This is a genomic window from Tundrisphaera lichenicola (assembly GCF_051175385.1).
GTDB classification, from domain to species: Bacteria; Planctomycetota; Planctomycetia; order Isosphaerales; family Isosphaeraceae; genus Tundrisphaera; species Tundrisphaera lichenicola.
Map to the genome: position 1 here is coordinate 3042702 of NZ_CP195106.1, position 13693 is coordinate 3056394.

12 protein-coding genes are annotated in these 13693 nt (G+C 65.0%); 7 read left to right on the plus strand and 5 right to left on the minus strand.

Annotation, left to right across the window (positions count from 1 at the left end; genetic code table 11):
• Positions 1-68: 68 nt before the first annotated feature.
• Together P12x_RS12045 and P12x_RS12050 are read left to right on the plus strand one after the other, a co-directional pair.
• Positions 69-899 carry a hypothetical protein gene (locus P12x_RS12045; RefSeq protein WP_435011111.1) on the plus strand — a complete coding sequence of 277 codons (831 nt, stop codon included), beginning with the start codon at positions 69-71 and terminating at the stop codon, positions 897-899.
• 50 nt (positions 900-949) lie between these two features.
• Positions 950-3103 carry an adenylate/guanylate cyclase domain-containing protein gene (locus P12x_RS12050; RefSeq protein WP_435011112.1) on the plus strand — a complete coding sequence of 718 codons (2154 nt, stop codon included), beginning with the start codon at positions 950-952 and terminating at the stop codon, positions 3101-3103.
• A 60-nt stretch (positions 3104-3163) separates the two neighbouring features.
• On the opposite strand, the gene P12x_RS12055 is transcribed toward P12x_RS12050, so the two are convergent.
• Together P12x_RS12055 and P12x_RS12060 are read right to left on the minus strand one after the other, a co-directional pair.
• Complete coding sequence (locus P12x_RS12055) at positions 3164-3649, minus strand: DinB family protein (protein WP_435011113.1); 486 nt, start codon at positions 3647-3649, stop codon at positions 3164-3166.
• Between the two features lie 108 nt (positions 3650-3757).
• Positions 3758-4828, minus strand: a complete 1071-nt coding sequence (locus tag P12x_RS12060; protein ID WP_435011114.1) for a TolB family protein — start codon at positions 4826-4828, stop codon at positions 3758-3760.
• A 178-nt stretch (positions 4829-5006) separates the two neighbouring features.
• Here P12x_RS12060 and P12x_RS12065 point away from each other — a divergent pair, with 178 nt between their 5' ends.
• The 4 genes from P12x_RS12065 (at position 5007) to P12x_RS12080 (ending at position 8286) form a co-directional block, all read left to right on the plus strand.
• On the plus strand, positions 5007-5558 hold the full coding sequence (locus tag P12x_RS12065) for a cob(I)yrinic acid a,c-diamide adenosyltransferase (protein ID WP_435011115.1): 552 nt from the start codon (positions 5007-5009) through the stop codon (positions 5556-5558).
• A gap of 1 nt (position 5559) precedes the next feature.
• Positions 5560-6333 (plus strand): SDR family oxidoreductase, encoded by a 774-nt coding sequence (locus P12x_RS12070; RefSeq protein WP_435011116.1) that lies wholly within the window; start codon positions 5560-5562, stop codon positions 6331-6333.
• A gap of 324 nt (positions 6334-6657) precedes the next feature.
• Positions 6658-7737 carry a DUF1559 domain-containing protein gene (locus tag P12x_RS12075; protein WP_435011117.1) on the plus strand — a complete coding sequence of 360 codons (1080 nt, stop codon included), beginning with the start codon at positions 6658-6660 and terminating at the stop codon, positions 7735-7737.
• A 120-nt stretch (positions 7738-7857) separates the two neighbouring features.
• Entirely contained in the window at positions 7858-8286 is a 429-nt protein-coding gene (locus tag P12x_RS12080; protein ID WP_435011118.1) for a hypothetical protein, read from the plus strand.
• A gap of 69 nt (positions 8287-8355) precedes the next feature.
• Here P12x_RS12080 and P12x_RS12085 read toward each other — a convergent pair whose 3' ends face one another.
• The 3 genes from P12x_RS12085 to P12x_RS12095 form a co-directional block, all read right to left on the minus strand.
• A complete protein-coding gene (locus tag P12x_RS12085; RefSeq protein WP_435011119.1) occupies positions 8356-8844 on the minus strand; it encodes a ferritin-like domain-containing protein in 489 nt (162 codons plus the stop codon).
• A 139-nt stretch (positions 8845-8983) separates the two neighbouring features.
• Positions 8984-9244 carry a hypothetical protein gene (locus P12x_RS12090; protein ID WP_435011120.1) on the minus strand — a complete coding sequence of 87 codons (261 nt, stop codon included), beginning with the start codon at positions 9242-9244 and terminating at the stop codon, positions 8984-8986.
• Between the two features lie 385 nt (positions 9245-9629).
• A complete protein-coding gene (locus P12x_RS12095; RefSeq protein ID WP_435011121.1) occupies positions 9630-10775 on the minus strand; it encodes an aldose epimerase family protein in 1146 nt (381 codons plus the stop codon).
• A 493-nt stretch (positions 10776-11268) separates the two neighbouring features.
• Here P12x_RS12095 and P12x_RS12100 point away from each other — a divergent pair, with 493 nt between their 5' ends.
• Positions 11269-13476, plus strand: a complete 2208-nt coding sequence (locus P12x_RS12100; protein ID WP_435011122.1) for a glycosyltransferase family 39 protein — start codon at positions 11269-11271, stop codon at positions 13474-13476.
• Positions 13477-13693 lie beyond the last annotated feature (217 nt).

Genomic DNA, 13693 nt, shown 5'->3' on the forward strand with positions numbered 1-13693 from the left:
GCACGGGATGTCTACTGTACCAAGCCCGGCAACCGCATCAAAGTAACCTACGGGGGAGATCCAGCCCGATGACGACCGCGACGTGGCTCCTGTCGGCCCTCACGCTGCTGGCCCAGGCCAAGGATGCTCCCTCAACCCCCGGCCAGCGAATCGACCTCGGCGGCGAGGCGACCCTTTTCGTCCCCGAGGGATATCGCCCGAGCAACGGGGAGGTCGACGTGGTCCTCCACCTCCACGGGGCCTCCTCGGTGGTCGAACCGGCCCTGGTCGCGCAGGAGGGGCCGGCGGTCCTGATCGAGTTCAACCGCAAGGGGCTTTCCAGCGTCTACACCGCGCCATTCTCCGACCGGACACTCTTCCCCCGACTGCTCGACCGGGCTATCCAATCACTCAAGGAACGCGGAATCGTCCCGGAGCCGAAGCTCGGCCGGGTGACCGTCAGCTCGTTCAGCGCCGGATTTGGCGGGGTCCGCGAGCTTTTAAAGGTCCCCGAACATGTCGCCCGGATCGACACACTCATCATGGCCGATTCGCTCTACGCCGGGTACGAGGGCGACCCCGCCGATCGGGTGGTCGATCCCAAGTTGATGGCGGACTTCCGGGCCTTCGCCATCCTCGCGGCGTCGGGCGAGAAGACCATGGTCCTGACCCACTCCTCCCAGGTCCCCCAGGGTTACGCCAGCACGACCGAGACCGCTGATGATCTGCTCCGGGCCGTCGAAGGGGTCGCCAAAACCGACCGGGTCGACCGGGGCGGCGGTTGGGTCCAGACTCGCTCGTTTCGCCGGGGAAACCTCACGATCCTGGGCTTCGAGGGGGCCGGGCCTGAGGACCACATGCGCCACCTCCGAAGGATCGCCGATCTCTGGAAGGTCGCATGGGGCGAACCCGTGAGCTAAACTAAAAAATGGGGCCGAGGTCGTTCCTCTTCACGATCGGGGCACGAGGAATGATTCGCCGTCCGATGAAATTCTCGTTCCGGGCTACCTTGACGACGATCCTGATCAGCCTTTTGGCCTGTACCGTCTCGGCGCTCGGTTACAGCTCGTACCGAAACGTCCGGTTCATCGCCGAGGATCTCACCAATCAGATCCTCGACCAGACCTCGCGGCTGATCGACGACGAGATCAACGACCTGCTGAGGACGGCCAGCGACCAGAGCCGGGTCAACCTCCGGATGATCCAGTCTTCCGAATTCGACCTGCGCAACTTCCGTCGACTCTCGCAATACTGGATCGAAGTCCTGAGCGCCAATCCCCGGTTGACCCGCCTCTCGATCGGGGTGGAGGCGACCGGGGAGTGGTTCTACGTCGACCGGCCCAACGGTCACTTCTCGATCGGGGGACTCCGCCGGAACCCCTCGACGGGCCGGCTCGACCTGGCCGAGTTCCGCGCCGAGGATTTCCCGAACAAGCCGTTCTACGCGGTCCCCAACAAGGACGAACTGGACGCGCGGAATCGCCCCTGGTATCTGGCGGCCAAGCGGCATGGGAAGCAGACCTGGTCGGAGACCTATGTCCTGCTCAGCGGCCAGCGCGAGGAGGATGTCCCGGGGATCACCTGCTCGACCCCGATTTACAAGGACGATGGCACCCTCTTCGGCGTCCTGGGGGCCAGCTTCGACGTGGTCGAACTGAGCATGTACCTCCGGGGCCTCAAGGTCGGCGAGAACGGCTATGCCTTCGTCGTGGAGTGCCGTGAGGACGGGATCCGGCAGGTCATTGCCCACAGGAAACCGAATATCCTGACCCAGATGGTAGGAGACTCGCCCCGGGGACCAACCCGCGAGCTCGTGCCGAGCGGGCAACTGTCCGATCGCCGGGTCGTCCAGTTTCTCGAGCGGATCCCATTGGGCCTCAAACCCTCGGACCTCCGGGAACCCCAGCGGATCGCGTTCGATGACCGCGAGGGGATCCGCTACCTCGGCACCTATTCCTGCCTCTCCTCGCAGGATACCCCGGACTGGCTGATCTGCATCTTGCTGCCCGCATCCGACGTGATGGGCCGGGTCGAGCAGAATAACCGAGTCACCGTCGCGATCGGGCTCCTCGTCATGTTCGTGGCGACCCTGATCGCGCTCTATGTCTCGACCCAGGTCGCCCGGCCCCTGGAACGGGTGGCCGACGTCACCGAGGAGATCGGCCGGTTCCACCTGGAGGCTAGCCCGGTGGCCCGATCGGTCGTCCGGGAAGTCGACCGCCTGGCCATCGCCGTCGAGGAGACCAAGGCGAGCCTCCGATCCTTCCGCAAATACGTCCCGGCCGACCTGATCCGAACCGTCCTGGCCACTCGCCAGGAGGCCGGGCTCGGCGGCGAGCGACGGAGGATGACCATCTCGTTCTGCGACCTCGCCAACTTCACCACCCTGGCCGAGCAACTCTCGCCCGAGGATCTCCTCCGGCACCTCGGCGATTATTTCGACCCGCTCAGCTCGCAGATCCTGGCCTCGGGCGGGACCGTCGACAAATACATCGGCGATGCCATCATGGCCTTCTGGGGAGCCCCGGCCCCGAACCCGTATCACGCGATCGCCGCCTGCACCGCCGCGCTCCAGAATCAGGCGGCCCTGGCCGAACTCCGGCCGCGATGGGCGGCCCTGGGCATGCCCGAGCTTCACGCCAGGATCGGGATCCATACCGGCGAGGTCATCGTGGGCAACATCGGATGCCTGACCCGGCTCAACTACACCGTCGTCGGGGACGCGGTCAACGTGGCCAGCCGCCTGGAGAGCCTCGGGAAAGTCTACGGCACGAGCATGCTGATCGGCGAGCCCACCTACGTCGATGCCCGATCGGCCGTGATCGCCCGCGCGGTCGACTGCGTCTCGGTCAAGGGAAAGACTCGGGGCCTGAAGGTCTTCGAACTCCTGGCGCTCCGCGACGAGGGGACCCCCGAACTCGATCGGCTCGAATTCCTGGCCGAACGGGCGCTCGAACTCTATCTCAGGCAGGACTGGGAACGGGCGATCCTGGCCTACGAGGAAATCCTCGAACTCCGGCCCGACGACGGCCCCGCCAGCATCATGATCGCCCGCTGCCACCAGTTCCAGGATGATCCCCCCGTCCCGGACTGGGACGGGGTTCACCGGATGACCAGTAAATAAATCCGCGCCAGGCCTTCCCGATCGGCCCGGGCCTGGTCGGGATGGGGGATCGTGGCACGATCAGATCGCGTTGGGCATGTCGAGCTGCCGACGGACCGCGACGAACTGGCCGGCGTGCATCATCGGGTGGATCCCGGCCATCATGTTCAGGGCGTGGGCCACGGTCGGGCAGAAGCCGCGGATCGACTCGGGCGCCGGGGCTTCCAGATCCGCATCGGTCAGCGATTCGAGCAAGGCCCGGGTCGCGTCCCGTTGCTCCTTCCAGACCGCCAGGTATTCGGACTTGCTGAGATAATCGCCCGATTCGAGCGGCTGTCGGGGATGCTTCGCCTCGAAGCCCTCGGGGAGGGGCGGGCACGATCCGGGCTTGATCGCCTCATTCATCCCCCGCTCGCTCACGATCAGGTGGCCGAGTTGCCAGGCGATGGGGTTCATCCCTTCGATGGGTCGGACCAGGAAACCGGCGTCATCGAGGCCGTCGAGATACTTGCCGATTGCCATGTCGGCCATGTCGATCGACTGGCGGATCATGTTCTTCGCGTCCATCGTTCGGGGACCTCGATTGCTGGGTGGAGAGAGAGTTCGTGACGTCGGTAAACTCGGCGGAAAGCCCGGTCGGGACGGGCGCTGCTGGCGGATCGCCGGGGTTCCCGGTCAACGCGCGGCGGTCCGGGCCGATCCCATCTCGAAGTCGGCCAGGAAGAGCTGGCTCTTCTTGTCGGCGGTCCGGCCGCTGGAGGTCCACATCAGTTGCTTGCCGTCGGGAGAGAAGACGGGGAGCCCGTCGAAGCCCTCGCGGAAGGTGATCCGCTCCTGTTCGCCGGTGTCGACGTCCATCAGGTAAAGTTCGTAGTTCTGATGGCCGTGGACGCTGGTGGCGTAGATGATGTGGCGGTTGTCGGGGTGGAAGTAAGGGCCCCAGTTGACGTGCTCGTTGCTGGTCAGGGCACGCTCGGCCGTTCCCTCCGTATTGTTGATATACACCTGGAGCAGGTCGTTCCCCTTGCGGTCGCTCCGGTAGAGGATCCTCTTGCCGTCGGGCGAGAAGAACGGGCCGCCGTCGTATCCCTTGGTGTGGGTGATCCGTCGGGGATTCTTGCCGTCGGCGTCCATGATGTAGATCTCGGCGTCGCCGTCGCGCATCGAGGTGAAGACGATCTGCTTGCCGTCGGGCGAGTAGCTCCCCTCGGCGTCATAGCCCGGGGCTTCGGTCAGGCGGACCAGGTTCTTGCCGTCGGGGTCGGCCTTGAAGATGTCCATGTAAGGGTCGAAATCCCAGCGATACGACGAGCCCGATCGGCTGTAGGCCGGGCCTTTGGGGTTCGAGGGCTCGGCCGTTCCCGAGACGATCGCCGGGTCGAGGTGCGACGACCCGAAGAGGATCGACTTGCCATCGGGGTGATAGTACGAGCAGGTGCATTTTCCCTTGCCGGTGCTGACCAATCGGGGGACCGCGTCGGGCTCCAGGTCGGCGGCATAGATCTGGTAATCGTCCTCGTTGGGCTTGGGGACGTGGAAGATCGACTCGGGGGCCCGGGGGACGGCCTGGAAGATGATGCCCTTGCCGTCGGGCCGAAAGTACCCCTCGCCCGCCTTGGCGAAGCCGAAGGTGACCTGGCGGATGTTCTTGAGGTGCTTGGCCTCGGCGGCATCGGCCTCGCGAGTGTCGGGCGGGGCCGGGGGCTGGGCGAGCAGGATCGCGGCGAAGGCCAGGTGTCCGAGCATGCGCGGGGGCTCCGTCTCCGGGGGAATGATGCCTGCGACGCCCCGAACCTTTCCGCCGGGGGTCGCGATGCCTAGTATAGGGCCGTCGGTCGGGCTCGCCAATGGTATCGAGCCCGGCCCGGCGAGGCCCGACCTCGCCGCCGGCCACGGATCGCCCTTCGGTCCCGGAGAGAGCCCGTTGAAGATTTACACGAAGACCGGAGACGACGGCACGACCGGCCTGCTGGGTGCCGGCCGGGTCGGGAAGGATGACCCGAGGATCGAGTCGTACGGGACGGTGGACGAGCTGAACGCGGTCCTGGGCCTGGCCCGGTCGGCGGTCGGGCTCGACTCCGATGCCGACGCGCTGGTCGCCCGACTCCAGGACGAGTTGTTCGCCGTCGGCGCGGCGCTGGCCGATCCCGACCCCTCGGGCCGGTTCCACAACGCCGTCGGCGAGGGGCTCTCGGCCCGGCTCGAAGCCGAGATCGACCGGCTTGAAGCCGAGCTTCCCCCCCTCACGCAGTTCATCCTGCCGGGGGGATCGATCGCCGCCTCGCAGCTCCACCTGGCCCGGACGATCTGCCGGAGGGCCGAGCGTCAGGTCGTCCGGCTCGGCCACCAGCCGGGCGTCGACGTCCCGCCCAACCTGGTCAAGTACCTGAACCGGCTGAGCGATTTCCTGTTCGTCCTGGCCCGCGTGGTGAATCACCGGGCGGGCGTGAACGACATCCCCTGGACGGGCCTCTGAGATGGATCTGAAAGGGAAGACCGTCCTCATCACCGGGGGGCGACGGGTTGGCTCGGCCCTGGCCCTGATGCTGGCCGACCGAGGGGCGAACGTCGCCCTGACCTATCACACCAGCCGCCGGGCGATCGAGCAGACAGCCGGGGAGGTCGAGGCCCGGGGCGTGGGATCGCTCGCCGTCGGTGCCGACCTCTCCGACGCCGATCAGGCCCATGCGGCGGTCGATAAGGTGGTCGAGCGGTTCGGCCGGCTGGACGCCCTGGTGAACATGGCCAGCGTCTTCCGACGGACCCCGTTCCGATCGCTGGCCTCGGCCGACTTCGACGCCATGATCGCCGCCAACCTGGCCGCCCCCTACCACTCGGCCGTCGCCGCCGGCCAGCAGATGCTCACGCAATCATCCGACTCCGAATCCAACCTAAAAGGGAAGATCGTCAACGTCGGCGACTGGTCGACCGAGCGCCCCTACAAGGATTATCTCCCGTACATCGTCGCCAAGGGGGGCCTGACCACGATGACACTGGCCCTGGCCGTCGAGCTGGCCCCCGACGTGGCCGTGACGATGGTCCAGCCCGCCATGATCGACCCGCCGCCGACGCTCACCCCCGAGGAGCATGCCGCCGTCATCGCGGCCACCCCCCTGAAGCGTGCAGGCACGCCCGGCGACGCCAACCGGATGATCCTCTATCTCCTGGAAGGCACCGATTACGCCACCGGCGCCTGCTATCGAGTCGACGGTGGCCGGTTCCTGGGCGTGGACCCGATCGGCGATGCCTGAAACCTTCCTCAATGCTGACTAACTTCTTCGACCGCGAAGTTCCCCTTGCATCCCTTGAGGAATTTCTACAAGATTGTGTCATCACGATCGCATTTGACAATCCACTCGCCCACCTTCACAATCACCAAATCATGTAATCTCGTCGATTCTCACCGCTGTGTCTCGCTCCTCGCCAGTTCCAATCCCACCGATCCAGAGAACTGGCGAGAGCCCTCGCCAGGCTTGATTCCCCCCCCCCCGAATCCTTCGAATTCACCCTCCATACGGCCCTTGACGGCCGGCCCTCGTACTTGGTTTCCCCTCAGGTTCATCGGAGTTTTTTCGATGCAGAAGTCCCGTTCTCGACGAGGGTTCACCCTCATCGAACTACTCGTCGTCATCGCGATCATCGCCGTACTGATCGCGTTGCTCCTGCCGGCGGTCCAGGCGGCCCGCGAGGCCGCCCGGCGCGCCCAGTGCACCAACAACCTCAAGCAGATGGGGCTGGCTGCCGCGAATTTCGAGTCGACCTTCAGCAAGTATCCTGGCGGGATCGGGCCGACCCCGATCGATGCGAGCTTCAATCCCCCTTCGCTCGGCACCCCCGCCAACACGCTCGCCGTGGTCCTGCCCTACCTGGAACAGTCGGCGATGTACAACGCCTTCAACCTCCAGTTCAACATCAACCTCTATGGCCCCGGCACGGCGAACTCGACGGCCCAGAACCAGATCGTCAACGCATTCGTCTGCCCGTCCGACTCGTCGAGCACCAAGTTGACCACCCTCGGTTACGCCAACTACTGCGCGAGCCTGGGCGGATCGGCCGCGATGTTCGAGACCAACAACCAGTTCGCGGGGGTCTTCACGGTCAATCGGGACTTCGGCCAGCCGACGTACCTCGACGCCCCGGCCAATACCCAACCGAACGCCAACTACGGAGCGCCTCGCCCCGTGACCGTCGCCATGTTGACCGACGGGACCAGCAACACCGGGCTCTTCTCGGAATGCCGACGCTCGTACGCCTCCTACACCGGGGGGAGTACCCTCGGAGGGGTCCCGGGGACGGATATCGTCAATGTCTACATCCTCTCATCGGCGGTCAACAACCAGATCGCCCCGACCTGCACCTTCGGAGGCAGCGGCTACAGCACGCGGATCTACTACCGCGGGCAGCAGTATTATCGAAGCCTCCCGATGACCGGCTACTACACCCACACGCTGACACCGAACTCGAAGCTGTACGACTGCGGCGACACCAGCTTTTCCCGGGCTCACATGGCACCCCGGAGCTACCACCCCGGCGGCGTTAACGTGGGATTCGCCGATGGATCGGTCAAGTTCATCAAGGATTCGGTCGCCCCGACGACCTTCTTCGCCCTCGGGACCAGGGGCGGCGGAGAAGTCATCAGCGCCGATCAGTACTGATCCGCGCCCGCGGTACCACACGCGGGAGGGGGCCGGATTGGCCCTCTCTTTCATTTCGGGTGATCCGAGGAGGGCCGGGATCTCGGCCCCTCTCGATCGTTGCCTCCGGGGATGACGTCGATGCGAAGCATTCTGCTGAGATGGAGTTGCGTGTCGGGCCTACTACTGCTCGCCGGATGCGGGGTTTCGAGCAATCAGACACTGACCGAAGCCGACATGCAAGCGACGGCGTTGAACGACGTCGGGGAACTCTACCGGATCCATCAGACCTCGAAGAACAAGCCGCCGATGAAGCTCAAGGATCTGGCGGCGTTCGAACAAGGCGCCCCCATCGGGCTCAACGCGATCCGGACGGGCGACGTCGTGGTTCGCTACGGCGCGACGCTTCCCTTCACCGGCGAGGGTACAGGCAAGGGCGGCGAGGACGAGGTGCTCGCGTACGAGAAGCAGGTCCCCGAATCGGGCGGTCAAGTACTGATGCTCGATAGGTCGATCAAGCAGATGACCGCCGAGGAGTTCAAGTCGGCGAAGCTAGCCGGCAACGAATGACTGACCCCGGTGGATCGCGGGAGTCGGCCGACTCGGGGTTCCGAGCCGGCCCGATCTCACCATCGAGCCTCAGGCGGCCTCGACGTTGATCCCGCCCTCGGCCAGGCTGGACAGCTTCTTGTCGGTGGCCCCTTCCTCGTCGAGGGTCTCCTGGAGGAGTGTCATCGCCTGCTTCTCGCCGAGAAGCTTGGCGTACGTCCGAACGGTCCCATATCCGGCGATCTCGTAATGCTCGACCCGCTGGGCTGCGGCGATCAGGCCGGCGTCGAGGACCTGCGGCTCGATGTCCTCGCCCATCAATTCGGCCCCCTCCTCCACCAGGCCCTGCATCGCCTTGCAGGTCTTCCCGGTGGGCTTCTTGCCCAGCTCCTGGAAGATTTCTTCCAGGCGGCCGACCTGCCCTTCGGTTTCCTCCAGGTGGGCCGTGAAGGCCGCCTTCAGGTCGGGCGAAGTGGCGGCCTTGATCATCTTGGGCAACGCCTTGAGGATCTGCTTCTCGGCGCTATAGAGATCGCGAAGCTCCTCGACATACAGCTTCATCAACGTATCGATCTTCACGGGTCGGTTCTCCGCGTGTTATAGGACTCTGATCGCTTTACGGCGAGGAGCACCCACGCAAAAGCCGTTCCCTGCCTCCAACATCTCGAATCGAGCCCGAGCATCGAGGCTCCGATGGCTCGGGTCCGATCCCGGAAGATCATCGCACTTCGAGGTCAGCCCCGATCCGCGCCAGCCTGGGGGCTTCCTCCCGGACCAGACCCGGTGGGAGGACCGAGGCGGTCGAGGTTTCGATGGCCCGAGAGGTCCCGGAGACCATCGGGGGGACATCCAGGACCTTGAACAGCGCGAGGAGGCCTCCGCCGAACAGGTTAGCCGCCAGGACGATCGCGGCCAGCGAAGCGGACAGCCGATCCTCGATGATCCGTGACGGAACCGCACATCTCTCGTCTCGTTCCATGATCCGAGCCCTCGATCCAAAGAAACCGGCGACCCCGCCCTTGCAAGCTCCGATCGGGCCGGGTCGGGGCTGATCGCCCGCCGGCTTGTTCCTACAGCTTGCGTGCCGAGCCTGGGCCGAACGGTCGGACGATCGCGCGGGATGAAGGGGTTGAACGGATCCCGAGGATCCCGCGTGCTCCGGGATTCCGTCCCGAGGTCCTGAGCACTCCTGCTAGATCGACCGATAACTAGATGAATCTTGGGGGATTGCGAGCCGGGTGGGACCCGGGAGGTCGGGCGGGATGGGCTGCGGATTCTCGGCGGGGTCTGCGAAGAAGCTCCCGCCCGCCGGTGACCCTCGATCGGAACCGGGACGGGCGAGAGCCATCTTGGAGGTCGGGGCCTCAACGGGAAGAGAACTTATAGATTGTCGTCTGAGTATAAGTCTCGCCCGGCCTGAGGACCGTCGAGGGGAAGTTGGCGTGGTGGATCGAGTCGGGGTAGTGTTGCGTCTCCAGGCAGAACGCCTGGCGCTTCTTGTAGACCACCCCCCCCTTCCCTTTGATCGTGCCGTCGAGGAAGTTGCCGGTATACAACTGGACGCCCGGCTCGGTGGTGAAGACTTCCATGACCCGGCCGGTGGTCGGCTCGTAGACCGTTGCCGCGGGCCTGGTCAGCTTCGCCGAGGGGTCGAGGACGAAGTTGTGATCGTACCCGCCTGGCTCTCCGCGAATCTGGTCGATCCGGGCTCCGATGGGGGTCGGCCTGGTGAAGTCGAGCGGCGTCCCCGCGACCGGCTCGATCGCGCCGGTGGGGATGAACGTGTCATCGCCGGGGGTGTATTTGTCGGCGGCCAGCATCAATTCGTGACCGAGGATCGGCCCCGAGGCCGGGCCGGCGAGGTTGAAGTACGAGTGATTGGTCAGGTTCACCGGGGTGGCCTTGTCGGTGGTGGCCTGGTAGTCGATCCGGAGGGCTGCGTCGGCGGTCACGGTGTAGGTCACGGCAACGTTGAGATTGCCGGGATAGCCTTCCTCGCCGTCCTTGCTCAGGTAGGTGAACTTCACCGCGGGTCCGGCCGGGCCGGAGACGTCCTCGGCCTTCCAGACGACCTTGTCGAACCCCTTGAGGCCGCCGTGGAGGGTGTTCGGCCCGTTGTTAACGGCCAGGGAATAGTTCTGGCCGTCCAGGCTGAATCCGGCCCCGCCGATCCGGTTGGCGACCCGCCCGACGGTGGCCCCGAAGTAGGGGTGCCCGGCCAGGTAGCCTTCGAGCGTGTCGAAGCCCAGGACCACGTCGGCGGGCTTGCCGTCTCGGTCGGGCACGTCGAGCTCGGTGAGGATCGCCCCGTAGGTCATGACCTTGGCCGTGACCCGGCCGTTGGTCAGCACGTAAAGTTGGACCGGCGTGCCTTCCGGCGTCTTCCCGAATTCCATCCGCTCGACTCTCCCCCGGCCGTTGGCCTTACCTTGCGCACCCTCGACAATCGACGGCCCTTGGGCCAGGCAGAGCATGGCGGCCACCGCCAGCAACGCGACCTTCGTCTTCATCGGTCGAACCCCGTGTCCTGATGACGCGGCGGCCCCGACCGAGATCGGTCGACGAAAGGGCCACCCTCGCACGCGCCGGATCGGGCTCTTGTAGCCGGGCGGTCGATGGCCAGTCAAGCCGGTGGTCGGCCCTCCGGGCTCGTGATGGCTTCGATTCGCACCGGGTCATCGGGTTCATTTCGCCGTTTTCCAGGGTGCGTTGGGTTCGATTATTGCGGACTATTCGAGGATTGAAGGCGGCCGGACGAGGCACCTCGATCTTCCGAATAGAAGGCAGATTCACCTCACCCCACGTTTCTCACGGGGGCATTGAGCCGGGGTTGGGGGAATGGTTCCTTCAGTACACGCGGGCAAAGCCCTGCCGGGCAAATGCTGGCTTCGGGGGGCGCGTCGTTCTATGCTCATGGCTCGCTCGAAAGAGACGCGGGGCATCGGGCCTCGACTTCGGATGGCCGGGTCGGTCGTTGCCGGGTGAGTGCGAGGAGTCGCCGTAATGGGTTGGCCCTGGACGGCCTTGCTGAATGGTGGCCTCGGACTCTCGGCTTATCTGATAGCTCGGTCCGGACTTCGCCAGGCTCCGGGTTGGCCTCGGATTCTGGCCACGATCGTCCTGGGATGGGCCTGGCTCACGATCGGGATGCAGTTGCTGGGCTCGTTCGGGTTGCTGGCCAGGGAGCCCCTGCTCGGCTGGGTCGGGGCGGGGTTGCTGGTCGGCCTGGGCTGCGCGGTCGTTCGGCGAGGGAAAACGCCCTCGACGAAGGCCGACCGATCTGCGGACGGCTCGGTGAGTTGGGAGGAAATCGTCTCGTACGGGCTGGTCCTCTGGGCATCGACGATCTTCGGGCTGACCTCGCTGCTCTATCCGGTGAAAGTCGTCAGCGATGGCCCGATCTATCACCTGTACCAGGCGATCCGATGGTGGAAGGCCGGGCGCCTTGAATGGATCGCCACGCCGTTCGGCGAGATCGGTGCGACCTATTTCCCGGCGAACGGCGACCTTTGGTTTTCCTGGCTGGTGGTCGGTTGGGGGGGTGATCGGCTGGCGAAGGTCGGCCAGGTCCCGTTCTACGTGGTCATCGGGCTGACCGTCATGGCGCTCGCCCGGAGGCTGGGTGCGGGCCGACGGGCCTCGGCGGTCGCGACATCCTGGGTGCTCCTGACGAGCCCCTTGTTCTTCATCACGTTCGAGGCGAACGTGGATACGATCTTCATGGCCGGTTACCTGCTCGCCTCGTATTTCTTCCTTCGCTTTTCGATGGGGGATGATGGGCGGAACGGACTGGTCCTGGGTGCCCTGGCCGCGGGCTGCGCGCTCGGGACCAAGGCGCCAGCGTTCGTGTTCGTCGTGCCGCTACTGATGCTTGCCCTGTGGTCGGCGTTGGCTCGCGGCCAGGACCGCCGCGGCAAGGTCCTCAATGCCTTGATCGTGCTCCTGGTCCCGCTCTCCGTGGCCGGATTCTGGTATGGAAAGAACCTGATATTGACCGGAAACCCGCTCTACCCGCTCCATCTGGCCGGACTGGGCGTGGTCTGGCTCCGGGGATGGTACGGACCCGGGGCGATGTCCGCCAGCGAATATTATCTGCCCATCGGCGATTGGCGGGCATTCATCGATATTCTCCTGGTGATGTTCGACCCTCGGATGATTCCGCTCTGGTTGGCCGCCGTCGCCGGCACCTGGGCCTGGAAGAGTCCAACAAAAGGCCCGATCGACCGATGGGTCTGGATGGCCTCGGGACTCGCGGTGGTCAACGTCCTACTTTACTGGGTGCTCATCCCTTACCGGACTCAGCAGCGGTTCATGCTCCACGCCGTGGGCCTCGCGGCGATCCCCCTGGCGAGGTTGTTCGATCGGAACATCTGGATTCGCCGGGTCGGGGTGGCTTTGCTCGCCGTCCACGTATTCACCAGACATGGCTGGTTGCTGACCGACGGAATTCCGCCCTGGGACCTTAGCCCGCAGGTCCCGAGCATCCTGGAAGGCCTGATTCCCTTCCCGGTCATCGATTCCTCGAATCTATTCCGCCTCGAGCGGAGCGGGCTGTATTTCCTGACCGGCCTGATCTCGATCGCGATCGCCTGGTTGGTGATGAGGGCGATCGTCCGGCCAACCTGGCGGAGATGGGCCGGGTCGATGACCTCCGTCATCCTGTTGGGATCCTTCCTCTTCCTGATGTCCTACCCCTGGAATATCAACCCTCGACTGAGCTTTTACCCTGGCTTCCCGGATTACATCCAAGGTTGGATGGCACTCGAGTCGAGGTCCGGCCCGACGGGATCTCGGGTCGCCTACGCGGGGACCAACCTGCCTTACTATCTCTTCGGCGTGAATCTCCGGAACGAGGTCCGTTACGTGAACCTGGATGACCACCCGGACTGGCTCATGCACGACTATCATCTCGCGGTCATCCAAAACGGTTCGGAGCCGGCGACCTGGCCCAACCCGCATCCGAGTTGGGATCGGTCCCACGGGGATTATTCCAGCTGGCTGGCCAACCTCCGGCGCGATCGGATCCAGCTTCTGGTCGTGACCCAGGCGAATGCAAAATTGGTTTCCGCCGATCCCGCCGGGGTTTCCTACTTTCCCATCGAGGGCCGATGGGCCGACGAACACCCCGAGTCGTTCGAGCTGCTCTACGGCGGCTTTCCGAATGATCCCAAATTCCGGCTCTATCGGGTCAAACCTGCGGCTGGTCCCTGAAGCGGTCTCTTGAGGGATCGAGGTGGACACTCCTCGTCCGGTGTTCCATCGACTCATCACCGGAAATGCAATCGGGACTCCCCCTCGACGGTTCCCCGATCCGGGTGGTGGCAAGGACTTCCGGGACGGACTAGAATTGCCGACTCCGGCGAAATATCGATGCCGAAGGTCCGAGGCGATCCCCCCTTCGCCTCCCGGGCGAGGGACTCGGCAACCC

Coding starts and splice junctions, on each gene's coding strand:
- P12x_RS12045 (WP_435011111.1), top strand. CDS start 69: ATGACGACCGCGACGTGGCTCCTGTCGGCCCTCACGCTGCTGGCCCAG.
- P12x_RS12100 (WP_435011122.1), top strand. CDS start 11,269: ATGGGTTGGCCCTGGACGGCCTTGCTGAATGGTGGCCTCGGACTCTCG.
- P12x_RS12090 (WP_435011120.1), bottom strand. CDS start 9,244: ATGGAACGAGACGAGAGATGTGCGGTTCCGTCACGGATCATCGAGGAT.
- P12x_RS12075 (WP_435011117.1), top strand. CDS start 6,658: ATGCAGAAGTCCCGTTCTCGACGAGGGTTCACCCTCATCGAACTACTC.
- P12x_RS12050 (WP_435011112.1), top strand. CDS start 950: ATGATTCGCCGTCCGATGAAATTCTCGTTCCGGGCTACCTTGACGACG.
- P12x_RS12055 (WP_435011113.1), bottom strand. CDS start 3,649: ATGGACGCGAAGAACATGATCCGCCAGTCGATCGACATGGCCGACATG.
- P12x_RS12070 (WP_435011116.1), top strand. CDS start 5,560: ATGGATCTGAAAGGGAAGACCGTCCTCATCACCGGGGGGCGACGGGTT.
- P12x_RS12095 (WP_435011121.1), bottom strand. CDS start 10,775: ATGAAGACGAAGGTCGCGTTGCTGGCGGTGGCCGCCATGCTCTGCCTG.
- P12x_RS12080 (WP_435011118.1), top strand. CDS start 7,858: ATGCGAAGCATTCTGCTGAGATGGAGTTGCGTGTCGGGCCTACTACTG.
- P12x_RS12060 (WP_435011114.1), bottom strand. CDS start 4,828: ATGCTCGGACACCTGGCCTTCGCCGCGATCCTGCTCGCCCAGCCCCCG.